Genomic DNA, 24,450 nt, shown 5'->3' on the forward strand with positions numbered 1-24,450 from the left:
ATTTAGTGCAGTTATTAACAATATTAAGTACAACCTTAATTAAGTGTATTAGTTTCGTAATGTTTGATTAAGTAAATTGAAATCTGCATTAAGAGGTGAATTTTGATTTCGTAAACTTTCAATAGTCTTACATGCATACATAACCGTAGTATGGTCACGTCCTCCAAATGCTGCGCCAATTTCCGGTAAGCTTAATTGTGTTAATTCCCTCGCTAAGCACATTGCAATTTGCCTAGGTCTTGCAATTAACCGTGTACGTTTTTTGGAAAGAAGATCAGTCACTTTAATACGATAAAAATCAGCCACAGTTTTTTGAATGTTCTCAATAGAAATTTGTTTATTTTGAGAAGCCAGTAAATCTTTAAGCGCTTCTTTTGCAAGTTCTACAGAGATGGTGCGTTTGTGAAATTTTGAATACGCTTCTATGCGTTTAAGTGCGCCTTCTAATTCACGGATGTTAGAACGAATATGTTTGGCAATAAAAAAAGCAACATCTTCACTTATCGGGTTGTTAGAAATAGCAGCTTTCTGAAGTAAAATCGCTACCCGCATTTCCAATCCGGGTGGTTCAACAGCTACTGTCAATCCCCAACTAAATCGCGAAGTAAGTCGTGGAGTCATTCCAGAAATTTCTTTGGGGAATGTATCGCAAGTAATTACAACTTGCTTATGCCCATCAATCAAAGAATTGAGAGTATAGAAAAACTCTTGTTGGGTTCCAGTTTTATCAGCGATGAATTGAATGTCGTCAATTAATAGCAAATCTAAAGAGTTGTAGAATTGTTTAAATTCGTCAAATTTTTTAGTTTGAAAAGCGCGTACAACATCTGAAATATAATTAGTAGCATGAACATAGCAAATTTTTGCTTGTGCGTTCTCATGCTTCATATAATTTCCAATAGATTGTATTAAATGAGTTTTTCCTAGTCCTACTCCACCGTAAATAAATAATGGGTTGTACGTTGTACCCGGAGTTTCAGCAACTTGTATTGCTGCTGCATGAGCTAATTGGTTAGCTTTGCCTGTAACAAAGTTTTCAAAAGATAACAAAGGATTAAGCTTATTTTTATTTTTGTGCTTATTTATTGTTAGTTGCGGTACAGACGGGTCACTATTGTTTATAGAAACTGGTATTTTTGATGGAGGCAAATTGAGAGGTTTTTCCTCTATACGCAACTCGAAACTTGGCGGGCATGAAAGAAATAACGCTGCTTGTTTGGAAATTGCTGGTAAAAATCGTTCCTGTACAAGTTTTAATGTAAAAGTATTAGGTGCAGTTAAGGTAATCTGATTACCTTGAATTTCAAATACCAGTGGTTTAATCCAAGAATTAAATTGTTGTGAGGTCAGCGTACTCTCAAAGAAAAGAAGACAGGAATTCCATAATGTGTCGTCTTGCATAATTTTTATGTTGGCAATGCAAAAGATATTCGAACATTCTACTACATGCAAGGTAAAAATTTATTCACAGTAGATAAGCCTTTGACAGAAGTCCTGTAAATACCATTAATAACTTTTAGGGTCTAATTTAATCGAGAAGAATTATGAATTACAAGCAAGGATAATTTACGTATATTTCGATGTTTATCTTGTAAATATACGGTTGTCATCCAACGGTACTACAGGTGTCTTATCTCGTGTGATTCTATCCCCGTCCGTAATAGGCCACTGTTAGGCTGTCGTTTGATGCGAGATAATGCTGAGTAGTTACAGAGTGCCCGACCATTCCCGAACGTCCTCTGAAATCAATGCCTCAGCCGCACATTTGCCTGCTTGTACATCTCACTGTTGCCACCGTGCGTAAGGGGAAAAATAGATTTAATCAAGTATCTCCATAGTTGAAGTACTGGTATCCGCAACTACTATGGCTTTTGGCGAGGCAATCAGAAAATTTTTCTGTCTGTTTGTGGTGAACTTTGCCAACTTGATGATGAATCGATGAAAATTATTATGGCAGTTTTGAAGGAATTGAAAAATAAGCAATCGAGCTAACCCTGCACTCAAGCAAGTTACACGGGTATAGTAATGTAGAGAAACGTTCTAGCTAAACCAAGGTCAAACATACGTTACATTTAACTTGTACCTGATCATAATAAATTTATTGTGGCATTCTATTATCAATATTTTTAGCCCAAATATAAAGATATTAAATTAAAAAATTTTACAAACGTTGCATGCATTTCAACGGCTAAAGGGCACCTCTAAAGCTAAGGATCGAGGGTAATAATGTGTTGACTGATAGAATTTAGGCAAAAATAGTTTTCCATTTTTAAAAGCAAAGAAATGAGTATGTAAATTGAAATCAATACCCCAAAATTTTGCTTGGTTAAATTTACCTAACCTGCCGACACCCGTCAAAGTGCTTTTTTCCGGTTACCTGCTCGCAATTGGGCTGGGTTTATGTATGGCTGGCCTGCAGATCATGCTGACGCATGGCATGGCAGATGGTAAGCCGGGACTTTCCTTGGATGATATCGAGTACAGCTATTATGGAAATCGGAGCGGCAGCACGCTGGAAAGCAAGCTAAATGGATCTATGAAAGAGATGGGGACGCCGGAAGCACGTCTCGACATTATTAAATGGGTTCGCAACGGAGCACCTGAGACAGAATGGGAGCCGCACTTTAAGGATACCTTTAAACAAAATTGCGTGCATTGTCATGGTGCTATCTCTGGCATTCCTGATTTTAGTAAGTATGAGGCGGTCAAAAAATTAGCCAAAATCGACGAAGGCGCAAGCATTCAAACACTGACCAGAGTATCGCATATCCATTTATTCGGGATCAGCTTCATATTCTTTTTTGTGGGATTTATTTTTAGCTTTGCAGTAGGCGTGCCGAAATGGTTGAAAATTTCAGCTATTGTCACTCCCTTCGCTTTTTTGATTGTAGATATTTTGTCGTGGTGGCTTACAAAATGGAATCCAAACTTTGCATGGCTCACGCTTATTGGCGGCTTTGGTTACAGTGTTGCAGCAACAATAATGTGGTTTATTAGTATGTACCAAATGCTTATTTTGTCGCGCAACGGAAAAATTTACGGCAATGCTTGGGAAACAGATTTGAAATAATGGAAGTGGTCTACTAGGGCGGGTACACTTGTTATCACTGACGCTGCAGCGGGTAGGAATAAATATCTGCCGCAAATAATTCATTTATATGTTGACGAAAGACAGATGGAAAATCGAATATATATCACTACAAAGTCCCCCAGCCTATTGAGCAAGGTTGCCAAGATTGTTGCAACCATCGCTCTGATAGGTTTTGCCTTGATGTTTTCTGTGCTGTTATTTGTAGTCATTTTGACTGTCGGTGCAATCGTATGGGGATATCTGTGGTGGAGAACCCGTGAGTTAAGAAGAAAAATGCGTGAGTATCAGTCAAGCGGTGCTGCGGTAGAGGGCGAGGTGATCGAAGGAGAGGTAATTCGAAGTGAGGTAAACGGAATATCTGAGAAATCTGGAGGCGATGGGATTAAATAGTTTTTTCAGACCAACCAGTAACGCCAAATCAAATTTATTGCTCCCCTTCTGAGCGAGCCAATCAATTTACCGTTTTAAACTTGTACCAATAATTTTTATATTTATTATCCGTTATCACTTAAGGACATCTCTAAAAACCGAAATTATGTGAGTAGCGTGCTTTGTGCTTGCCTGTTTACACTGTTTCTTCTCAATACGGCGTTACTCAAAAAATGGGGGAATAATGAAAACCACATTAATTACTGGCGCTAATCGTGGGCTCGGACTGGAGTTTTCCAGGCAATTTGCTGCAGATGGTTGGCGTGTTTTGGCTTGTAGTCGGAATCCAGAAAAGTCAGATGAGCTTAATAAATTGGCTGCCTTATATCCCGAACTTATAAAAATTCTGGCTCTGGATGTATCTGACCATGCGCAGATTGAACGCTTAGGCCAAGAGCTGTCTGATGAATCTGTCGATTTGCTCATTAACAATGCGGGAACCTATCCTAAATTGAGCGTCAATGGTTTTGGTCATACTGATTATGCGGAATGGATGCAGATGTTCCGCATCAATACAATGGCGCCACTCAAAATGGCTGAAACATTTGCTGCTCAGATCGCTCGCAGCGAGCAAAAAATCTGTGTAGTAATAACGAGTAAAATGGGTAGCATTGAGGACAATAGCGGGGGTGGAAATTACCTTTATCGGTCAAGCAAAACAGCGGTAAACATGGTCGTAAAGAGCCTTGCAATTGATCTGCAGCCTGCCGGAATTATTTCGGTCGTAATTCATCCAGGTTGGGTCAAAACTGATATGGGTGGGCCGAATGCCTTGATCTCTACTGAGCAAAGCGTTTCAGGCATGCGGGAAATAATCAATAATCTATCAAAGAAAGATTCAGGAAAATTCTTTAATTATGACGGTCAGGAAATCCCTTGGTAATTAGCAATATTTTTGACCATCTGCACGGAAAGTTTAACTACTTAGATAGTTTATTACGGTTGATTATTTTAGTGTCCGATTGGGGGCAACGGCGTATGGCATGGGTGGAAGAAAAATTATTTCTAAATTGGATGGCTGAGTGCAACCTGGTTCGCAACACATGAATTCTTGTGTGATTGAAGTTGCCGTTGGCGTGTTATTACGCAAGTTTGAAGCAGATGCTCTTACCTCGGAGTCCTCCTTGCGAGGGCGATACACATATGACAGCTTCCTACTGGCGCAGCGGCCGGAAGGTAAGACTTATGCAGGCTACTGGGAGTTTCCGGGTGGTAAAGTTGAAGAGGGTGAAACACTTCTGCATGCGCTGGAACGAGAGCTGCACGAAGAGTTAGGCATAAAAATTGTACGTGCTTTTCCTTGGCTGACATGCTTGCACATTTATGAACACGCTGCTGTGCGACTGAATTTTTTTCGCATTACTGAATGGCAAGGTGAGCTTTATGGTAAAGAGAATCAACAGTTTAGTTGGCAAAATTCTTCCAGTTTGACTGTATCCCCAGTGCTTCCGGCCAACACATTTATCCTCCGCGCACTGCAATTGCCACCTTTGTATGCCATTAGTAACGCTGCCGAAATAGGCATTGAAATATTTATGGAACGATTACAAGTTGCGCTAGAAAATGGCTTAAAGTTGGTGCAGATGCGCGAACCTGAGTTATCACGCGTAGCGATGCGTGAATTGTCTTTGCGTGTGGTGAAGCTGGCACACGTATACGGCGCACAAGTGCTAATCAACAGTGATGTAGAGCTGGCTAATGAAATTGGCGCAGACGGTGTGCATTTGAAAGGTGTCCAGCTTGCTGCGTGTAGCTCACGTCCCAACTTGACTTGGTGTGCGGCGTCCTGCCACAACGCTGACGAGCTACAACGAGCGAATGATCTGGGTCTCGATTTCGTGGTGTTGAGCCCTGTCTTGCCCACTCGCAGTCATCCAGATGTCAAAAGTTTAGGCTGGGAGGCCTTTTCAACAATGGCAAAAAACTCGGCCATTCCGGTGTATGCGCTGGGTGGATTATGTTGTGATGACTTGGAAAAAGCTTGGCAGTACGGTGCACATGGGATTGCGATGTTGCGTCAGGCTTGGTGATAAGGATCTTCTTCAGAGTTACTCTCAGATTGCGGAATGCGATAACTTTCCGTGGCCCATTGTCCCAAGTCAATTAATTTGCAGCGCTCGCTACAAAAAGGACGATAGCGACTTTCATTGTTCCATGTCACGTCTTTTTTACATTGTGGACAAGCGACGATAGTTGCTTTCTTCATCATGGCGTATTCCTAATTATAAAATAAGCGAGCTTGACATTATTTATCACCAGCATCCCCTCATTTGTAGAGAGTGGGGGAATAAGTCATTTAAATCGACAAGCCCAATTATAACGAGCAGAAAGTAAGGTTGAATGATACATCCTGATCGAACAAGGCGCTCTTGGCTACATAATCGGCAGAAAGGAATCGAATATTAAGCATATATTTGTTGGCGCTGACTTCAGGAACGCACGGTAGAGTTTTGTCCAAACTTATTCGCAGCATTTGAGCCACGCGACCACATTGCATTTGCTGAAAACTACCTTGCGAGGCAAGGTAGTGGTGTGCTTTTCCGCTTTCGCGTAATAGCTTGAGAATGATTGCAAGGCCATCGAATATAGGGAGGATAGGGGTTAAGCAGGTCTTTAGGTAATCGCGCCGTAGCATGACATCCTGATGCAGCCAGTGATGATAGGATGGCAAGTCAAACTCACAAGTCCCGCCAGGAATGCCGGCACGCTGTTTAATACCCATTAACCATTCGTTTTCGCGCAAGTGCTGGCCTACCTTGCCGCTCATGTTGAACAGGCCGTTACTGGTGCTTTCAATTTCATTGAGTATTGCATCCAGTGCTTTTTCTGAAATTTCTGGGTTGTTGTATAGAGCGGAAAGATGTTTTTTTTGGCGTTCTAATTCTTGCAACAGATCTGACTTCAGGTCGGATCGGCTAGCGACTTCGATGACTTCAAACAATGCATTCAGAGCAGCGTGGTGGTCAATTGCGCTTGATCTTTCTATAAAACATAGCAGTTTGGCATAAAGATCCTCCAGGCGCAGTAAGGTGCGCATACGTTCATTGAGAGGAAAGTCATAGCTAATCACAGTGCTTTAAAATGGCAGGGAAGTTAAAGTTAAATATTGTCGAGTGCATTGCGGCCATTATATACCGTCAGTCAACTCCTGAGAAATTGCACTTGTAGTGCAGGTGTAGCTGATGTACCTGCTGGCGCAAAGTATCCAGATTGCCATCATTTTGAATAATCTCATCAGCAAGCCTTAACCGTTCGGCACGCGTGATTTGGGATGCCATTATTGTATGCACTGTTTGCTCATCCAGCCCGCTACGTTGTATGGTGCGCGCAACTTGGGTAGTTTCCGCGCAATCCACTACCAATGTACGTTGCACCAATTCGTGGTAGCTAGGCGTTTCAAACAATAGTGGAATGACCAGCAATAGATAGGGAGATGCAAGCGTGCTGCTTGTATTAGCATTGCCTATCTGTACCAAAATTTCCGCGCGGATAAGCGGGTGCAAAATTGCCTCCAGGGACAGTTTGGCAGCATGATCAGAGAATATCAATTGACGCATGCGTGCTCTGTCTAAAGCGCCGTTGGAATCAATATAGTCATCTCCGAATGTCGCATGGATTTCTGCGATGGCTATGCCACCGGATTGAGTTACCTGGTGTGAAATGACATCGCTATCGATGACTAGCACACCGTATTCTTTGAATAATGAAGTTACTGTGCTCTTTCCGCTGCCGATGCCCCCAGTTAATCCTACGCGATATATCATGGAATGCTGAGTAATTGCAGGTAGCCTTGCGTAATGGGCTGCCCCCAGAATAGCGCAATTACACCGCCGCCTGCTAAATACGGGCCGAATGGAATAGGGACGTTACGGCCGTGGCGTGCTGCGATAATCAATGTCATGCCGACGACTGCACCTACTATTGAAGAAAGCATAATAACCAGCGGTAGCATTTGCCAGCCCAGCCATGCGCCGATTGCCGCCAACAGCTTAAAGTCACCATAACCCATTCCTTCCTTGCCGGTGGCGAGCTTGAATAACCAATATATACTCCACAGAGCTAAATACCCTGTAATTGCGCCGATAACGGCACTGTTAATGTCAATAAAAGTGGTAGTCAAATTAAAAAATAGACCCAACCACAGAAGTGGCAATGTGATGTCATCTGGCAGCAGTTGAGTATCAAGATCAATGCAGGTTAATGCCAGTAACATCCAGATAAACAACAACGCAGCTAACGCAGTTAAGCCGAAACCGAAATGCCATGCGACGTAGGCGCTCAGAAGTCCAGACACCGTTTCCACCATGGGGTATCGTGCCGAAATATGTGTGCTGCAACCCTTACATTTTCCGCGCAGCAGCAAATAACTTATGACCGGGATATTTTCCAGCGCGCTTATATTGTGACCACATTGTGGACATGCGGAACGCGGCATGGACAAGTTGTAAGGTGGCACATTTTCTAGTTCATTGCCATTGAGTTCAGCGCATTGGACATGCCATTCTCGCTCCAACATCTTGGGTAAGCGATGAATGACCACATTAAGAAAGCTGCCCACCAGCAGACCAGTAATGCCGCACAAAGCAATAAAAAGAAATGGGAGGTTTTGTAGTAACTCAACGAGTGCTGTCATGGATATTCAAGAATACCAATACGTAATTTTTAACAAAGTAACACGAAATATGTCGAATAATGTAGGAAGCAGAATATCTGTCCAGTGATGCGCGTTGATTATTGATAGTTTTCTGAATGTGGCTATCATTTATTTTTGTGTGACTTCGATTATCATAATTTGTAGCTTATTGACGTTTGCCATGGAATTCGAATAGGTGCCACATTAAAAAAGCCGATATCGATGGCTAACTTTTAGCCTGAGAGTAGTGTCGCAGAAAACTAACTACGTTAATGCTGCTATCATAGATTCAATTAAGCAGTTCATTAACTCTAATGGGTTCCCGCCTTAACGAACAACCTGATTTCCAGTCAGCATAGTGCTGAGTTTTTTGCACTTGAAGTATTGAACTGTTTTATATCACTATCTGTTAAGTGTTGCCCTATTGGCAACCTCGTACAAACCTTAAAATGGTATGATTTAAAGTGATCAGATGTAACTGACATTTTAGACATTTAGATCATTTTCTGTTGATTTGTGGCGTGTACTGTCCTGAATAATCTGTCAAAGAATACCCGTACCAGTGTCCTTCAAAAACCATGCCCTTAACAAAAGCAATGAAATGATTAAGTGTTTTAAAAAAAAATTACTGCTGACTATAATTGTAAGTGCATCACTTGTTGCGATTGCTGGAGCCGCTACCAGTCACGTTTGGCCGCAAATTAAAATGTCGATGGCACCGCCAGTCTGCGCGGTGCGTGGTTCGGTTGATACGCCTAAACTAATTAATTCTATCGGCAAAACCAGTATTGATATTGAAGGCTGGGCTGCTGATACTGCCGGAGTAAGCCATGTTGAGATGTGGGCAAGTGGTAAGTTACTTGCCAGTGTTAAGCCGAGTGTTGCCCGAACCGATGTGACCTCAGCTTTTCCGCAATGCAAATTCTCGACTGTTTCCGGATATACCTTTGCACTGGCACGTGGCGTTATTCCGCCGCATACCTCAGCGCTGGAAGTGCGCGCGGAAAACGGAGTTGGCACAGTATTTAAAGTTGGTCGGGTGCCAGTTGATTTTTCAAAGCCGTTTGGAATGTTAGACGTAACCGAGCCGATCAAGGCTGATGGGCGCAATTTGATTAGCGGCTGGGCGGTGGCGAGGCGGGAGCCAGTGAAAGTACAGGTGTTGGCGCGGGATGAAGAATTGCTGGAGCTGCTAGCCAGCAATCAGCGAGTTGACGTTGCCAAGGCATTTTCAGCTTGGCCGCAGGCAGCAACCAGCGGTTTCGAGGGTGTGTTGCCTATGCATAAATTGCCGCGTGGCAACTATCGCTTAAGAATTAAGTTCGAAGATGGCAAAGGGCATAACAGCGAAATCGTTGGGCCGCAGGTGATCAATGATTTACCATTCGGTAAGGTATTGGCGCAACACGATAAAATTATGTCGCCTGGCACAATAGAGCTGCGTAGCTGGCTGGCCGATGAGCAAGGCATCCGAGCTGCCTACGTGGAGACTGAATCGGGTACACATCTCGGAAAAATGACGCTGACAAAAAAAGAACAGTTGCTATCGGCTTTTTCAGACCCCCGCTTTAACCGTGACAAGGCGGGTGATGCGCCACTAAAGAAGGGAGATTTGTACGATCTGAATGTGCCATTAGCGGCTATACCGTCCGGCTTGCAGCGATTACAGGTGCGTGTGGAGGATAATGCGGGCAATATTGCTGTATTGCCCGGGCCGCTGGTGCTCGATAAAAATTCAGCCGTAAAACAAACATGCTCTGGAGAGAAGTTGCGAGTGTTTTATCCCGGCGGGGCGGTGGATTTTCGCAATAAATTCCGCCAACTGCAGGAATTACGCGACATGGCACAAGGCGGCTGTGTAGAAATTGGCTTTCGCGGCCGTATTGAGTATCTGCGTACCACAAAAGGCGAGCAAGCTGATTATGTCTTTGATCCAAATTTCCCTGAGAGTCTGCGTAATCGCAACGGCAAGGAGATGACCGGTGAATCCTTGAGTGAGTTACTCGATACTGCGCTACGCTTTCGCGCACCAGTGATGATCACTCTGGATGGCGGCGTCTGGGCTGATTCCAAATTCGCCGTGCCGGATTTGGATATTGTCGATATGCTGGAGCAAGATGAGCGTGCTGTGCAATGGAACCAGTTTGGCAAGACAGAGCCAGATGACGCCCTGAAAGACCTGGCCGGTGCCACTGACAGTCCGGAGCTGGCACGTATGATGAGCCTTAACCGCTACAACCGCCGCTTTCTTGATTACAAAAAGCGCAACCTGCAAGCTGCTGTGCGCGAAATTGTCAAATTCAACCAGACGCATCCTGCCCATTATGTGATGATCAACCTCGACCCGGATGAGTATATCAATCCGTGGTTCTACCTGACCCAATGGTACGACTACAATCCGGATACATTACGCCAATACCGCGAATGGCTGTTTCACCTCGGCCCGTACGCAAATGGCGGCGAATTAGCTTTTTCTCGTCACGAACCCGGATTGACATTGGCCGACGCAAACCGGCTCGCTAAGCGATCCTGGAAGGAAGTTAGCGCCATTGAACCGCCGCGTAAATCTATAGATTACAGTGATCAATGGCAGCAATTATGGACTCAATTCAAGCGCCATCTAGTTGCACGCCATTATGACGACCTCGCTGCCTGGGTCGTAGAAGCCGGCTTATCGCCAGAGCGTATCTATACTAGCCAAACCTTTATCCAGGCGGATGTCGCAGTAAGCATCACCGATCATGCCAATGGCTGGAACGACCAGGCTGGGGTGTCCATAGAGGGCGCCAAACCACGTCAAGGCCATTTGGGCGTAATTTTGTACGGCCCTGGCAGTCGCAACGAAGGCAAGCCGCGCAGCGGCAGCAGCCTGATCGACAACATTCGGCGTATCGATCCTGCGTGGGGCGTGGTGGAATTCCATCCCGCCACGATTGCGTTTCCAGAAAAACTGCCGGATCACAATGAATCCTATGCCACCATGCAGGCGTTGATAAACGGCGGTGCAAACTTCCTGTCACCGATGTGGGGAAGTTACGTGGGTGACCGCGTGGTGCACCCAAATAATTTCAAGGCCTATGATGTGATGGAAGGTTCGGCCTATGAATACCAATTTGTCTGGTGGCTGCGCGCAATGCAAGCGTGGCCAGTCGGTAGTCTGTTTTACCCGTTTGGCAATGCTGTGGTGAAAAGCCGTGATGGTTGGATCCCAGCAACAGGCACACTTCTGGCAAGCAGTTATGGAAAGCTGCATCTAACGGGTGAAGGTATGAGTATTGGTCTGGTTTCACCGCAGTGGGAAATGCGCTATTTGTCGGCACCGACTGAACTCATCGTAACCGGGAGTTGGTCAAAGCAAACCCGAGCATCAGCCGAGTTATTGTTGGAAAATGGTGAAAAGCTGACTTGCTCCCTTAAACCAACTAAGCAAAACAGGTCACGTTGTCTTTTCCCAGAGAATAAAAGTAAGCAGATGTCGCGTTTGACGCTACGGTGGCAGCTGCCTGCTGCGCAGAAAAAAGCGGGTGTCAAGATAAGTGATGTCGCGCTTAAGTTTGTTGAGCTTCCTTAGATTGCACGCTCTCTTTAGAGAGCGTGAGTTATTGTGTTTTAGCGCCAAGCGAAGAATACAGTTTGAGCATGTGTGCAATTGATTACCGCTATCTGTTGTTTTTCATATGGAATGCACAGAATAACGACATATTTTGACCAAAATTACGACAAATACCGAAACATCTAATTATTGAGATTTTTCTCCGGTTTTTGAACCGTTATGTAGGGCTCTTCTACAGCCAAATCCAGAATACTATACGGTTGTAACGCTGCATCATACTCAACTATTTCGCTGGTTCTGATTGCTGCGCGGATTAAAATATATCCATAGCTTCGTAGTTCTTTTTCAAACTCAGCCAGGCGAATAGGGTTAAGTTCTTTATAAAAACGCCAATAATCTTCATTGGTGACATTAAAACCTGAACGATCCATTATCGTAGGTTTTGTGGTCATTACCATTTCTTTTAGATCAGCTTCTGGAATGCGCAGATGCAGATGAGGTGTTGAATCAAACTCACCCAAGTGGCTTCCTATCGCCGAATAGTACAAGCCAGGGGCGACGAAAAACAAGCCGCCTGGTTTCAACACTCGATAAACTTCATCCAATGTTTTTCGATATCCCCCTACAATGTGTTCAAGCGAGCCCCAAGATATAACAACGTCAAAACTCTCATCGGCATAGGGGATTTCCTCGCAACTGTGCTGTAAAAAAGTAAAGTTGTCAGGCATTTCTTGTAAAGGCAATCCGTTTTCCTGTGCGACTCTAGGTAATTCTTTTATGTAATCCACAATATCCAAGGCGACGAGTTCTTGTGGCTGATAGCGCAGAACGATACTCAAATCTGTAATTCCTTCGCCCGCACCGATATCCAAAATTCTGCCATGCAGCTTTTCAGTATTAGTGAGACATAGTTCTCCAATGACTTTTGCAGCATGACAAAAATGACGATGAAACCAATTTGTCATACCTTGACGCCATGACAACTGGTTTAAACGCGCTTCCGTTTCCGGGTCAATACTCCACGTCCCCAACAAAATTTGCTGTGCTGACTTAGTCTCGGTGATGGAAAACAATTGTAATGAATCCGGTGTGCGAACCTCGCTTACCGTTCCCCATGAAACCCCAAGTTCATAATTGCCCGCAGGTAGTGAGACTGGCCATTCAAAGTGGAAGCAGAATTCACCGCGTGGCAACCAAGGCAGATATATTGCACCTTGATGTGTATCAGCAGCCAGCAAATAGGTATCTGCTCCCTCATGACGAACGAATAAGCGCAATACAGGATCAAAAATACATAGGTCTCGCACTTGAAGATTCATCTGAACTTTTATGATCTGCCCTTCTTGATAAATGCTAGCGATCGACTGGACATTTAATTCTGCAGGATCAATATTTTTTGGTTGATTCATTTGGACTCTTCGATAAGTTTAATTAAGGCTCTGAAACTGATGTCAAAAAAATATAGATGACCTCTTTATTTTCAAAGCTACGGAGTTTTTGAAGGCTAATTCCCGACCGTATTCTTGACAAGAAATACGCGAATTTTCTATAGTAAATGAACCATGGTTGGTAGAGATAATGCTATTTGCCGTATGTTCTTTGTGTAAGAACAGGTATTAGTTTTGGAGCGCTCCAATAAATTTCTAAGAGAGCTGTGAAACCTGATGGGACAGCATGTTTGTTATACTGCGCCCTCATTTTCGGCATGTCGCATTACTTCTATGATGTCTGCCCTGATCTTGGCTGAAGCGCGTCTTGTATTAGCTTGCAAAAAGTTGTTTAACTTTCCCTAGTTTGCATTCATCGCAAATTATATACGCAATCACGGCCATTCGGAGTGTTGAGTATTTATATTCAACACTACACTTTCTCCACGTCAGAAAAATAGTAAATGCCGCGATTTGAAGTACCATAAAAATTATTTGTAGAAAGCTGTGAGATGTTGCACTTTGAATTAGGATTCGCTTCACATTTCGTTGTGATGGCAAGCATCGCGACATTCAATAATAACTTCCATTCTTATAGATAAATAATGCCGTTTATGTGTCTATATCATGCATAGGCAAATCCCTAAGGCATCACAAATGCAAAATAATAAGGCCGTTCCTATTGGCACTTCTATCACCCCAGAGGGTTTTTACAAGTTGGGATTGCAGGCTTTCAGTTCAAAAAACTTCGAGCAAGCATCAAATTATCTTGATAGAGCAATACAGGCTGACATAACGCAGCCACACTATTGGCTTGCTTTCGGTTTAGTCTCGCAGGCGCAAGGGAATGTTGACGAGGCAGCAGAATATTTTTGCAAAGCGCTTGAACTGAATCCAAATTTTGCACAAGCATATAATCAGTTGGGTACGTTAGATCAAATAAATGGCCATCTCGATGAAGCCGCCGCTAATTTTAGACTAGCGTTAAAGTTTCTTCCCGATTTTCCCCAGGCTTGGAATAACTTGGGAAGTGTACTTAATTTGCAGGGGATAGTTGACGAGGCAACGGTTGCCTTTAGCGAAGCAGTAAAGTTAAAACCAGACTACGTTCTAGCTTACAACAATCTGGGCAGCGCATATCAGTCACAAGCACGAATAGAAGAGGCCGAGCGTTGTTATCGTAAATCCATTGAGCTTCAGCCAAATAATATTTATGCCCATTTTGGCTTGGGCCATGCCCTTCTTGTGCAGTGGGAGATGGAAGAGGCCGAGAAAATATTACGCCGTGCGCTCTTGCTCGACCCGGGCAATATTCAAGTATTAAACAACTTGGCTTATTCTTTAAAGGAGCAAAGTAAGCATGCCGAAGCGGCAGCCGTTTATCAGCATGCTTTGTCACTAAATCCAAATGGCTTGAAGGGGTTCCTCGGTGCTCACCTCATGTTGCCTACAATTTATGCCAATGCCACAGAATTGTTCACAGCACGTAAACGTTACACTGAGGGCCTGAAAGCTTTACGGAATAACACCGAAAAATTCCTTGAAGTAGGATCAAAAGAATTATTGTCCGGATTGGGCTGGACAAATTTTTATTTGGCTTATCAAGGTCAAGATGACAAATCTTTGCAAGTGGAATACGCAAATTTTGTGGCGGATATTCTTCGGATTGCGGCTCCAGAATTAATGCAGCCTATAAAACAAGAGCCCACAGCCAGTCAACGACGTTTACGCATTGGATTTTTGTCGAGTTTTATGCGTGATTGCACCGTAGGATCATATTTTAAAAGCTGGGTTACTTCACTTGACAGAGGATTGTTTGAAATTTACTGCTATTACATTGGGCATATACAGGACCATATAACTCAAGAATTTACTGATGCTTCTGACTATTATAAACATCTTGTTGGCGACGTTGATTATATTGGTAGGCAGGTCAAGAAAGACCAGCTAGATATCTTGATTTATCCGGAAATTGGTATGGACCCGTGGGCATTGGTATTGGCAGCTATGCGCTTGGCACCAATGCAATGTGCTGCCTGGGGACATCCGGTAACCACGGGTCATGCCAATATAGATTATTTCTTGTCCAGTGCATTAATGGAGCCAGAAAATGCGCAGGCTCACTATAGTGAGCAATTGATATTACTGGAGGGAATTGGAACGTGCTACTTAAAACCGACGCTCCCTTCTCCAGCCAAGCGCTCAGACTTTTCATTGCCAGAGGAGAGAGTTCTTTATCTTTGCCCGCAATCTTTATATAAAATTCATCCCGATAACGATAAGCTGATGCTGGAAATCCTGGCGCGGAATAAAAATGCTGTTCTGGTATTTTTTCAAGCCACTGATATTTCAATGACACGTGCTTTTATGAAGCGACTTGAAATTATATTGGATGAAAGCAGGATGGAGAAAAGCGGTCAAATAAAAATATTGCCGCGTATGGATCATGAGAATTATTTGCGTGTCAATATGCTGTGCGACGTAATGCTCGACACACTGCATTGGTCCGGCGGCAACACAACGCTGGATGCGCTGGCATGCGGTTTGCCAGTGGTGACAAAACCAGGCGAGTTCATGCGCGGACGGCAAAGCTACGGTATGTTGAAGTGCATGGGCTTGAATGAACTGATCGCGCATGACCATAAAGATTATATAGAGATAGCAACCAGACTTGGCACAGACAGGGCTTGGCATCAGCAAGTTGTGCAACACATAACAACAAGTAGCGATGCAATCTTTTCTGCGGAGGCGCCATTGCGTCAGATGGAGCAATTTTTTGCAACAGCATTAAATACTCAACCATTAAATTCAGCTTCTAACAATATTTGTAATTAATTATCCATGAATAACTCCGACAATTTGTTTCAACAGGCATTGCAGAATCATCAAGCAGGACGGCTCGTGGACGCCATGATGCTCTATCGACAAGTTCTGTCGTTGCAGCCCAAGCACCCACAATGTCATTACAACTTGGCGCTTGCGCTGCAATACCTGAATCAAACTGATGCGGCAATTGCCAGCTATCAGCGCGCCATTAAAATCAACCCTGATTTTGCCGAAGCACACAACAACCTGGGCAATATCTTTCAAACCCTGGAACGCCTGGATGACGCCCGGCAATCCTACAGCCGCGCTCTGGCAAGTAATTCCAGATTGCCGCAGGCGCAGTTCAATTTAGGCCTGATACTTAAAAAACAAAAGCGGCCCAGCTTGGCGGTGGAACACTTCCAGGCGGCGCTAGAGATTGCGCCGGAATATGCGGAAGCTTATGACAATCTCTGTTCACTGCTGAGGCTCCTCGACCGCACCGAAGAATGGCTGGAAGCATTCAAGAAATATGAGCGTCTGGAAAACAAAACCGACTGGTTTTTTGTTGCCGGACTTTCCGCTTGTCGCTACTTGGGCGACTTCTCCCGCGAAGAATACTACCTGCAAGCCTTGTCTGCGCATTCATTCAAGGATGGTGACATAGGGGTGCTGGATAACATTTTAGGTGTGGCACAGTATTTCGATGTGCCGCAAGCGCAGCTACTGCGCTTGTACCATGCCTACAACCAGGCTGTGAAACACGAACACTTCTCTGAATTTCCGCTAGTTTCTCCACACCGGACGCAGCGAACAAAATTGCGCATTGGCTATTTGTCGGCGGATTTTCGCGTACATGTGATGGGCAAGCTTATGTATGAAGTACTGGCGCGCCATGATCGCAGTCAGTTTGAATTGTATCTGTATTCACTGGCGACCCAGGAAGATGCACTCACCGCGCAATTTGTCACGATCAGTGATAAATTCGTTGATCTGCATATGCTGCCTGCGCGGCAAGCCGCCAAGATGATCGCCGAAGACGACCTCGATATACTGATTGACCTGTGCAACCACACCTCCTATTCCAATGCATTGATTCTTGCCTACAAACCGGCACGAGTGTTGATCACCCATCTTGGCGCGCACGGTGCCATAGGTTTGGATACGGTTGATTACAAGCTGACCGACCAGTATGCCGATGTGCCGGAAAATGCGACATATTTAATTGAAAAGCTGTTAACTATGGAAGGCTGTATTTTCCCCTTTCACCATGTTGAACCCGCTTCGCATGCCCATTTAAGCCGCGCCGAGTTGGGTATCGAGGAAAATGCAGTGGTATTTGGCGTATTCGCTAACATAATGAAGTTCAGCCCGCGTTGTCTGCAAGCCTGGGCTACCATCATGACCAGAGTTGAACATGCCGTGCTGGCATTTTCGCCCCTGAAAGAAAACGAAAAAGCCAGCTATTTACGTCAAATTACTGCAGTTGGAATCGATCCGGCGCGAGTGAAGTTCATTCCAGTGGCAAAGAACGAGCAGTTTAACCGTGCACGTTATGCACTGTTGGATATGGCTCTCGATACTTTCCCTTACAGCGGTGGTGATACGACTTTGGCAGCGCTGGATATGGGGGTGCCAGTGGTCACATTGTGTGGCCAGCGGCATGGTGAACGCACCTCCTTCAGTATTCTGATGAACCTCGGCGTGCCTGAAACAATTGCTCACAGCGAAGCCGAATATATCGATCTCGCTTACCGTATCGCGAGTGACGCTGAGTGGCGCGGTATAGTGAAGGAAAAAATCCGGTGCGGTCTTATCGATTCACCGCTGGTTGACATGGATGCTTACACCCAGCACCTGGAAGACGCTTATCGTCATGCTATCGCCCAATGCCCCCTAAAAGACCCAGTCGCAAACGACGATAATAAAGAGTTGTTCCAGAATGGCGTGCGGCAACACCAGGCCAACAACTTGATCGAAGCTGCAGACCATTATCGGCAGGTACTATTGCATGAGCCCGATCACGCAGCAGCCCTCTATTTATACGGCGTACTACTTGAGCAAACCGGTCAGGAAGATGAAGCCGTCGTGCAACTTCAGCGTGCAATTTCGGTGAGCCCGAGCTATCTTGATGCGCATTTGGCACTTAGTAATCTTTTTCTTAAGCAGGGACAGATGGAGGATGCGGTCGCCGGCTTTAACAAGGCGTTGCAAATCAAGCCCAGCCATTTCGCCGCAATGAATGGGCTGGGTCGTGCCCAGACTGGGGCTGGCCATCTGCCGCAAGCCGTCACCACTTTGCAACAGGCGATTCAAAGTCAGCCGCAGGAACCGTCTGCATATTTCAACCTTGGTGTGGCATATCAAAAGCAAGGTATGTCAGACGCTGCAATGGCTGCCTATCAACGTGCCTTGGCGTTGGAGCCGAGCAATACCGAGGCCTTGTTTAACTTGGGCGTACTGTTCCAGCAACAAGGCAAGGCCGAACGCGCTGCTGCCTGCTACCAACAAATTCTGCGTATTCAGCCGGATCATGCGTCAGCCTATTATCATCTGGGCGATGTATTGTTCGACGCCGGCAAAATCAATCTGTGGCTGGAAAATTTTAAACAGTTCCGTCGTCACACGCCGCCCTCTGCCATGCTCGCGGTGTATGGCCTGCAAGCCTGCCAGTATTTGGGGGAGGTCGAACAGCAACAGGCATATCTGGACGACTTGCTGAGCGATAGGCTTTCGTCTTTCAATGTCGCTGATGCGCTCGATCGGCTGGAGGAAATGCTGTTTTTACTTTTGTCTTTTGATTTTCCACCAGAACGTTTGTTCGCCCTGTATCAGCGCTACAACCAGTTGAGCAAGCAAACATATACCCCTCAGTTGTCGCTACCTGCGCGCACCGCTGGCAACAAAATCCGGCTGGGCTATTTGTCGGCCGATCTGCGTGATCACGTGATGGGGAAAATGATATATCAGGCCATTTCCCGGCATGATACTGATCAATTTGAGGTGTACTGCTATTCACTGTCATCGCAGCAAGATGCATGGACTGAGCTTTTTCGTGCCTGCAGTTTTCGGTTTGTCAGTATCGCAAATCTGGATGCGCTCAGTGCGGCCAATCGCATTGCCGAGGACAACCTGGATATCCTGGTAGATCTGTCTACCCACACTAAGGGAAGTCTGCCAGCGATACTGGCGTATAAGCCCGCGCGCTTGCAGATTACCCACATCGCCAGCGCCGGAGCAGTGGGGCTGGATAGCATTGATTTCAAGTTAACGGATCAATACGCCGACACGCCAGCTAATCAGGCGTATTTACTGGAGCGATTGTTGCCGATGCAGGGCTGCGTATTTCCTTATCGCCACATCGCGCCAGCGAGCCAGCACAACTATCAGCGCAAAAAATTTGGCATAGCAAAGCACGCTATAGTGTTGGGTGCTTTCGTCAGCTTGATTAAGCTGAGTCCGCGGTGTCTCGCGTTGTGGCGCCGGGTGCTGGAAGCGGTACCGTACACGGTTCTTGCGTTCTCGCCGCACAATACTGAAGCCAAAACCAGTTACCTGCAACGACTCAAGGTTGCTGGCATAGCTGCCACCCGCGTCGTTTTTATACCGCCTGGCAAGGATGGAGCCCATAACCAGGCGCGCTATACCATGGTTGACATGGTGCTGGATACACTGCCGTATGGCGGCGTCAATGGTACGCTGGAAGCGCTTGACATGGGCGTTCCGGTGGTCACGCTATGCGGGGAACGGCATGGCGAGCGCACCGGCTTCAGCATTCTGACAAACCTCGGCGTAACGGCAACGATTGCCAGCAACGAACAGGAATTTATCGACATTTCCAAACGCCTCGCTAACGATCAAACGTTCTATACTAGTGTTACGGATGCTATCCGGCGCGGTTTAGCCGACTCGCCGCTAGTCAATATGGATGATTATGTTCGCCATTTGGAAGAAACCTTTCGACAAGCGTTGCTGCAGAAAGGCATCGTAACCTCACGATGAATTTCCTATGCAGCCATGACGGATAACGCTGATATATGAATCAGGTCGAGGCGCTGCTGCAGGCTGCTGCTCAGGCGCGGCAAACCGGTGATTTGGAGCGGGCACTGGAGTGCCTTGATCAAGCCATCGTTCTCAGCCCGGAAGATCCACGCAATCATTTTCTGCGCGGGCTCACGCTGGAAGATTTGCACCGGCCAGACGAGGCCATCGCTAGCCTGCAAAATGCAATTCGCGTGAAACCAGATTATGCCGAGGCCTGCAACAATATAGGCATTATTCTGCATGACCAAAAGCGTTTCGACCTTGCCGCTGCAAATTTCCGCGATGCAATCCGTCACAAGCCGAATTATCCTGGTGCTTATAACAACCTGGGCACCTCGCTTCGCGCGTTGGGTGATTTCGTTGGCGCTCAGCAACAGTTTGCTCAGGCTGTTCTGCTGAATCCGAATTACGCGCTGGCCCATTACAATTTGGGCATTGCTTACCTGGATATGGGGCAACTCAATCAGGCAGAAAACAGCTTCAACCATGCGCTTCGCTTGAGGCCGGATCATGTTCAGGCTTACAGCTATCTCGGTTCTGTTCAGCACGATATGGGCAAGCTCGATGAAGCGGAAGCCAGCTTCACCCATGCCGTACAAATGAAGCCGGGTAAGAATGGCGCGGAACTCAACAAACTTGCCCGCGTGTTTTGGGAGCAAGGCCGTATCGAACAAACTCTTGCGGCCTATCGGCAAGTGCAAACGCTGAATCCGCATGAACTGAAATCGGCACTCGGTGCCTTTCTATCGTTCCCCGCCGTATATCGTAATCAGATTGATCTGCTTGAAGCACGACAACGATTTGCTAACGGCCTGAAAATCCTGCACGAAAATATTCCGAATTTTATTTCACACAATCAACCCGAGAAATTATTGGATGAATTGCGTTGGAGTAACTTTTACTTGGCCTACCAAGGATTTGACGACAAGGATCTGCAAACGGACTATGCGCGTTTCGTCGCTGCTATGCTGGAAAAAATTGCTCCGCAAGTCATGCAGCCGCGTGTGAAGAAAGATACAGTGGGACGTCGCTTGCGCATTGGTTATCTGTCCAGTTTTTTCAGGGATTGTACTGTCGGGATGTATTTTCGCAGCTGGATCATGCGGCTCGATCGTGAGCAATTTGAAATTTTTGTCTATCATACCCGTCAGGAAACAGACCATGTTACTCAGGAAATAGTCGACGCTTGTGACCATTTTCGCCACCTTGTTGCGGGCCCCGTTTCGCCTTCTAGCATCGCTGCTGCCGTGCTGAAGGATGACCTGGATATTCTGGTTTACCCAGAGCTTGGCATGGATAACACCAGTTTCCTGCTTGCAGCCATGCGACTGGCACCGGTTCAATGTGCTGGCTGGGGGCATCCTGTAACCAGCGGCCACGCAAATATCGACTACTATTTTTCCAGCGCCGCAATGGAACCCGATAACGCTGAAATTCATTACTCTGAAAAGCTGAAATTGTTTGAAGGTCTTGGCACTTATTACAGCAAGCCTGTGCTACCCACATCAGCGCAACGCGCCGACTTCGCATTACCAGAAGGTAAAACGCTGTATCTATGCCCGCAATCATTATTCAAGATCCACCCAGACAACGATGCCCTGCTAGCTCGCATCCTTGAGCGCGACCCAAATGGAGTCATCGTACTGTTTGCTGGCCGTCATCCCAACATAACCAATGCTTTTTTTGCTCGACTGTCGCAGACCCTGCGCGAGCATGGCATGGAGCCACAAGGGCGCGGTATTATTCTGCCTTCAATGGCCCATGATGATTATCTACGCGTCAATCTGTTGTGCGATGTGATGCTCGATACACTGCATTGGTCTGGGGGCAACACAACCCTGGACGCGCTTGCCTGCGGCTTACCAGTGATAACTTTACCGGGTGAATTCATGCGTGGACGGCAAAGCTATGGCATGCTGAAATGCATGGGGTTGGATGAACTTATATCTAAAAACCAGGATGACTATATAGAGAAAGCCATCAGGGTCGGCAAAGACAATGCATGGCGCCAGCAAGTTGTGCAACGCATCATTGCCGGTAGTAATAGCATCTTTAATATGGAAAAGTCATTACGGCAAATGGAATCGTTTTATCAATCTGAATTCAACGTGAAATGTGGCGGTGGGTAGGTTTTACCGTTAAAACAATTTCAGGGCACCTCTATAAATTAAAATTTACGTCAATCCCGCGAAGGTAGGAATGACAAATTGTAGAGATGCTTTACAAGTACCTTGCTCCGGCTGCGCTTGTTAAAAGCCGGTATTGGCGTGACGATAGCGGTTCGACATGCAGTATGGTTTTGCTGCAACGTACTACAACTAGACCTTATCTCGATTGATAATGGAGCCAATTAACATGATTTCAATTATTATTTGCAGCGTCAATCCGGAAAAATTTGAATTCGTCTCAAAAAACTACACCGACCTGCTGGCGAATGCGCCGTTTGAGATAATCGGCATCCACGATGCGCAGTCACTCTGCGAAGGCTATAACCGTGGCATCATTCAAAGTCGAGGCGAAATCCTGATTTTTTGCCATGATGACATCGAGATAATCTCGCCTGATTTTTATCCACGTTTACGCCAACATCTGAAAGTCTACGATGTAGTAGGCTGCGCCGGCACAAATCATTTAGTCGCCAGCAACTGGGGATTTGCGGGAGACCCCTACTTGCATGGCACGGTTGCCTACCCGGTTACCGATAATGAATGGCCCAGCAATCGTTTTGACTTGTCGGTGTGGGGCGGGGTAAATTCGATGGTTGTTGAAGGGATTCAAGCTTTGGACGGCTTTTTCTTTGCCGTGAACCGGCGGGTAGTCAATGAAATACGCTTCGATGAACAAAATTTCGATGGCTTCCACATTTATGACACCGACTTTACCTTCGCCGCCTATTTGGCCGGATTCAAATTGGCAGTATGTAACGATATTTTAATCGCCCATCAGTCGCGCGGAAATTATTGTGAAAAATTCGAAAAATTTAGTGTCAAATTTATGGAAAAGTACCGAGATCGCCTACCCGTTCAAGTATGCAATAACCGCCAGGTGGCATTAGCGAAGAACCTTGATCGTGCACAAATGCTACATATCGGTAGCACTTTTCGGTAGATCGAAACTGAATTAAATAGCTTAAAAGATAGTCCGAAAGCGTTAGCGTGAGTGAAGCAATTCTATTGAAGCTATACCTCGCTACGATTTTTGGACTGCATCGGATATTATGTTGTCCTAGCTACGATAACTGGCGTTAATTTTGACATAGTCATAAGAGAAATCGCAGGTCCATACTGTGGCAATTGCCGTGCCGCGATCTAGTATTACCCGAATGGTAATGTCGCTTTGTTGCATGATGCGCTGACCATCTTCTTCGCTATAGCTGGCGGCGCGCCCACCATTTTCAGCCACTAGCACATCGTCAAGATATAACTTGAGTCGATGCACATCGAGATTCTGTACATCGGCATAACCGATAGCGGCGAGTATGCGCCCTAGATTGGGATCAGAAGCGAAAAATGCAGTTTTGACCAAGGGGGAGCGTGCCACGGCATAGGCGATTTTCTTGCATTCCGCCACGCTCTTGCCACCTTCAATTTGGACACTGATAAACTTGGTCGCCCCCTCTCCATCACGCACGATGGCTTGCGCTAGCAATATGGCAACATCCGTAATTGCAGCCTGCAATTTCGTGAACGCCGTGCTTTTTACATCAACGATAGCTTGCGCACTGCTCGTGCCGGAGGCGATTACCATCAGTGCGTCATTAGTAGAGGTATCGCCATCCACGGTGATGCAGTTGAATGAAGCATCACTGGCGTGAGTGGCTAACTGTTGCAACAGGGGCTGTGCCACCGCCGCATCGGTGGCGATATAGCCGAGCATGGTAGCCATGTTGGGATGGATCATGCCGGAACCTTTGGCGATGCCGGTAACAGTGATGGTTACACCATCGAGTGTTATTTGTTTAGACACGGCCTTAGCAACGATGTCAGTGGTCATGATGGCCTGCGCGGCATTAAGCCAATTATCTTCGCGTAATTCGGATACGCAGGTTGGTAGCCCAGAGATCAACCGCGACAGCGGCAACGCCTCCATGATCACTCCGGTGGAGAATGGCAGCACCTGCTCTGACTCGCAGTCCAGCAGATTTGCAATTTCGGCACAGGTGGCGCGAGCCGCAGTTAAACCCTGCTCACCGGTACCCGCATTAGCATTGCCCGTGTTAACTACCAGTGCACGCACGCTTTTGTTCGCAGCCAGATGTTCACGTGCCACGATAACTGGTGCGGCGCAGAAACGGTTTTGCGTGAAAACGCCAGCCACCGTGGCTTGCGCGGTCAGATGGATGAGCAACAAATCCTTGCGTCCAGGGTTTTTGATGCTCGCTTCCGCCGTGCCCAGCAACACGCCTTTAACAGGTAGTAGAGCGCTCGCGACAGGGGGTTGAAGATTAACTGGCATGCTTTTTAGCCCA

General features: G+C 46.1%; 16 protein-coding genes. 9 read left to right on the plus strand and 7 right to left on the minus strand.

Going from position 1 to position 24,450, the window contains the following annotated elements; all coding sequences use genetic code 11:
• Positions 1 to 48: 48 nt before the first annotated feature.
• Positions 49 to 1,404, minus strand: coding sequence for a chromosomal replication initiator protein DnaA (dnaA, locus tag MJ770_RS11050; protein ID WP_445083154.1), 1,356 nt, complete (start codon positions 1,402 to 1,404; stop codon positions 49 to 51).
• Between the two features lie 1,018 nt (positions 1,405 to 2,422).
• On the opposite strand from dnaA, the gene MJ770_RS11055 reads away from it, so the two are divergent.
• From MJ770_RS11055 to MJ770_RS11070, 4 genes are all read left to right on the plus strand, one after another.
• Complete coding sequence (locus MJ770_RS11055) at positions 2,423 to 3,070, plus strand: elongation factor-1 alpha (RefSeq protein ID WP_239254129.1); 648 nt, start codon at positions 2,423 to 2,425, stop codon at positions 3,068 to 3,070.
• 105 nt (positions 3,071 to 3,175) lie between these two features.
• The gene (locus tag MJ770_RS11060) at positions 3,176 to 3,481 is read left to right on the plus strand and encodes a hypothetical protein (protein WP_239254131.1); all 306 of its coding nucleotides are present in this window, start codon (positions 3,176 to 3,178) and stop codon (positions 3,479 to 3,481) included.
• A gap of 223 nt (positions 3,482 to 3,704) precedes the next feature.
• Positions 3,705 to 4,403 (plus strand): SDR family oxidoreductase, encoded by a 699-nt coding sequence (locus tag MJ770_RS11065; RefSeq protein ID WP_239254133.1) that lies wholly within the window; start codon positions 3,705 to 3,707, stop codon positions 4,401 to 4,403.
• 160 nt (positions 4,404 to 4,563) lie between these two features.
• Positions 4,564 to 5,550: a Nudix family hydrolase gene (locus tag MJ770_RS11070; RefSeq protein WP_305855798.1), complete on the plus strand. Its 987-nt coding sequence runs from the start codon at positions 4,564 to 4,566 to the stop codon at positions 5,548 to 5,550.
• On the opposite strand, the gene yacG is transcribed toward MJ770_RS11070, so the two are convergent.
• The 4 genes from yacG to MJ770_RS11090 all read right to left on the minus strand — a co-directional run bounded on the left by yacG (position 5,538) and on the right by MJ770_RS11090 (position 8,153).
• A complete protein-coding gene (gene yacG / locus MJ770_RS11075) occupies positions 5,538 to 5,729 on the minus strand; it encodes a DNA gyrase inhibitor YacG (RefSeq protein WP_445083153.1) in 192 nt (63 codons plus the stop codon). The genes MJ770_RS11070 and yacG overlap by 13 nt on opposite strands.
• Before the next feature lie 105 nt (positions 5,730 to 5,834).
• Positions 5,835 to 6,590, minus strand: a complete 756-nt coding sequence (gene zapD, locus MJ770_RS11080; RefSeq protein WP_239254135.1) for a cell division protein ZapD — start codon at positions 6,588 to 6,590, stop codon at positions 5,835 to 5,837.
• Between the two features lie 67 nt (positions 6,591 to 6,657).
• Positions 6,658 to 7,284 carry a dephospho-CoA kinase gene (gene coaE / locus MJ770_RS11085; protein ID WP_239254137.1) on the minus strand — a complete coding sequence of 209 codons (627 nt, stop codon included), beginning with the start codon at positions 7,282 to 7,284 and terminating at the stop codon, positions 6,658 to 6,660.
• The gene (locus MJ770_RS11090; RefSeq protein WP_239254139.1) at positions 7,281 to 8,153 is read right to left on the minus strand and encodes a prepilin peptidase; all 873 of its coding nucleotides are present in this window, start codon (positions 8,151 to 8,153) and stop codon (positions 7,281 to 7,283) included. Before MJ770_RS11090 ends, coaE begins: the two co-directional genes overlap by 4 nt.
• A 601-nt stretch (positions 8,154 to 8,754) precedes the next feature.
• On the opposite strand from MJ770_RS11090, the gene MJ770_RS11095 reads away from it, so the two are divergent.
• Positions 8,755 to 11,724, plus strand: coding sequence for a hypothetical protein (locus MJ770_RS11095; protein WP_239254141.1), 2,970 nt, complete (start codon positions 8,755 to 8,757; stop codon positions 11,722 to 11,724).
• Between the two features lie 164 nt (positions 11,725 to 11,888).
• On the opposite strand, the gene MJ770_RS11100 is transcribed toward MJ770_RS11095, so the two are convergent.
• The gene (locus MJ770_RS11100) at positions 11,889 to 13,115 is read right to left on the minus strand and encodes a class I SAM-dependent methyltransferase (protein WP_239254143.1); all 1,227 of its coding nucleotides are present in this window, start codon (positions 13,113 to 13,115) and stop codon (positions 11,889 to 11,891) included.
• Positions 13,116 to 13,790: 675 nt separating this feature from the next.
• Between MJ770_RS11100 and MJ770_RS11105 the strand changes: the two genes are divergently transcribed.
• The 4 genes from MJ770_RS11105 to MJ770_RS11120 all read left to right on the plus strand — a co-directional run bounded on the left by MJ770_RS11105 (position 13,791) and on the right by MJ770_RS11120 (position 23,090).
• Positions 13,791 to 15,968, plus strand: a complete 2,178-nt coding sequence (locus tag MJ770_RS11105) for an O-linked N-acetylglucosamine transferase, SPINDLY family protein (protein ID WP_239254147.1) — start codon at positions 13,791 to 13,793, stop codon at positions 15,966 to 15,968.
• Positions 15,969 to 15,974: 6 nt separating this feature from the next.
• Positions 15,975 to 19,940: an O-linked N-acetylglucosamine transferase, SPINDLY family protein gene (locus tag MJ770_RS11110; protein WP_239254149.1), complete on the plus strand. Its 3,966-nt coding sequence runs from the start codon at positions 15,975 to 15,977 to the stop codon at positions 19,938 to 19,940.
• 35 nt (positions 19,941 to 19,975) lie between these two features.
• Entirely contained in the window at positions 19,976 to 22,111 is a 2,136-nt protein-coding gene (locus tag MJ770_RS11115; RefSeq protein ID WP_239254160.1) for an O-linked N-acetylglucosamine transferase, SPINDLY family protein, read from the plus strand.
• 226 nt (positions 22,112 to 22,337) lie between these two features.
• Complete coding sequence (locus MJ770_RS11120; RefSeq protein ID WP_239254162.1) at positions 22,338 to 23,090, plus strand: glycosyltransferase; 753 nt, start codon at positions 22,338 to 22,340, stop codon at positions 23,088 to 23,090.
• A gap of 117 nt (positions 23,091 to 23,207) precedes the next feature.
• Here the strand turns inward: MJ770_RS11120 and argJ are convergent, their stop codons facing one another.
• Positions 23,208 to 24,437 carry a bifunctional glutamate N-acetyltransferase/amino-acid acetyltransferase ArgJ gene (gene argJ / locus MJ770_RS11125; protein WP_239254164.1) on the minus strand — a complete coding sequence of 410 codons (1,230 nt, stop codon included), beginning with the start codon at positions 24,435 to 24,437 and terminating at the stop codon, positions 23,208 to 23,210.
• Positions 24,438 to 24,450: the final 13 nt, after the last annotated feature.

The organism is Candidatus Nitrotoga sp. M5, from assembly GCF_927904885.1.
Lineage (GTDB): Bacteria > Pseudomonadota > Gammaproteobacteria > Burkholderiales > Gallionellaceae > Nitrotoga.

What these genes read in the sequence shown, in the direction of transcription:
- MJ770_RS11055 (WP_239254129.1), top strand. Translation starts at nt 2,423, where the DNA reads ATGCTGACGCATGGCATGGCAGATGGTAAGCCGGGACTTTCCTTGGAT.
- coaE (WP_239254137.1), bottom strand. Translation starts at nt 7,284, where the DNA reads ATGATATATCGCGTAGGATTAACTGGGGGCATCGGCAGCGGAAAGAGC.
- MJ770_RS11065 (WP_239254133.1), top strand. Translation starts at nt 3,705, where the DNA reads ATGAAAACCACATTAATTACTGGCGCTAATCGTGGGCTCGGACTGGAG.
- MJ770_RS11120 (WP_239254162.1), top strand. Translation starts at nt 22,338, where the DNA reads ATGATTTCAATTATTATTTGCAGCGTCAATCCGGAAAAATTTGAATTC.
- MJ770_RS11095 (WP_239254141.1), top strand. Translation starts at nt 8,755, where the DNA reads ATGATTAAGTGTTTTAAAAAAAAATTACTGCTGACTATAATTGTAAGT.
- MJ770_RS11100 (WP_239254143.1), bottom strand. Translation starts at nt 13,115, where the DNA reads ATGAATCAACCAAAAAATATTGATCCTGCAGAATTAAATGTCCAGTCG.
- MJ770_RS11105 (WP_239254147.1), top strand. Translation starts at nt 13,791, where the DNA reads ATGCAAAATAATAAGGCCGTTCCTATTGGCACTTCTATCACCCCAGAG.
- MJ770_RS11115 (WP_239254160.1), top strand. Translation starts at nt 19,976, where the DNA reads ATGAATCAGGTCGAGGCGCTGCTGCAGGCTGCTGCTCAGGCGCGGCAA.
- MJ770_RS11070 (WP_305855798.1), top strand. Translation starts at nt 4,564, where the DNA reads ATGAATTCTTGTGTGATTGAAGTTGCCGTTGGCGTGTTATTACGCAAG.
- yacG (WP_445083153.1), bottom strand. Translation starts at nt 5,729, where the DNA reads ATGATGAAGAAAGCAACTATCGTCGCTTGTCCACAATGTAAAAAAGAC.
- MJ770_RS11090 (WP_239254139.1), bottom strand. Translation starts at nt 8,153, where the DNA reads ATGACAGCACTCGTTGAGTTACTACAAAACCTCCCATTTCTTTTTATT.
- MJ770_RS11110 (WP_239254149.1), top strand. Translation starts at nt 15,975, where the DNA reads ATGAATAACTCCGACAATTTGTTTCAACAGGCATTGCAGAATCATCAA.
- argJ (WP_239254164.1), bottom strand. Translation starts at nt 24,437, where the DNA reads ATGCCAGTTAATCTTCAACCCCCTGTCGCGAGCGCTCTACTACCTGTT.
- MJ770_RS11060 (WP_239254131.1), top strand. Translation starts at nt 3,176, where the DNA reads ATGGAAAATCGAATATATATCACTACAAAGTCCCCCAGCCTATTGAGC.